This window comes from Bacillus cereus group sp. N21 (genome assembly GCF_016483395.1).
GTDB lineage: Bacteria > Bacillota > Bacilli > Bacillales > Bacillaceae_G > Bacillus_A > Bacillus_A pseudomycoides.
The window spans coordinates 1-272 of the sequence record NZ_JAEHBX010000336.1 but is presented as its reverse complement, the minus strand read 5'-3'; the positions used below and the strand labels follow the sequence as shown (position 1 = coordinate 272).

Sequence of the window (272 nt, the reverse complement as noted above, 5' to 3'; positions counted from 1 at the left end):
CATCTACGTAGTACACTGCACTCTTTACAAATATAATACTACTTCATAAACATTTTGTGAGCTTAATCTTTAAAACGAATCATAAAAATTTTAATATATGAATATGTTTATTTTATTGTTTTTTTAAAGGAGGTGAACAATAATGAAAAATATTATCCCTGCACTATTCGTCTATTTTATCGTTTGTGTTATTGTTATGATTGTTCCAGCATCTGAAGGCTATAATTCTATTAGTTGGAAGTTGTTTGTTGGGCAAGCGTACGCAATACCCA

At 29.0% G+C, this 272-nt stretch carries 1 protein-coding gene; it reads left to right on the top strand.

The window, feature by feature from the left end; translation table 11 throughout:
- Positions 1 to 142 precede the first annotated feature (142 nt).
- Positions 143 to 272: DUF4017 family protein (locus JDS96_RS31095; protein WP_199669156.1), on the top strand; the 130-nt coding region annotated here is incomplete at its 3' end.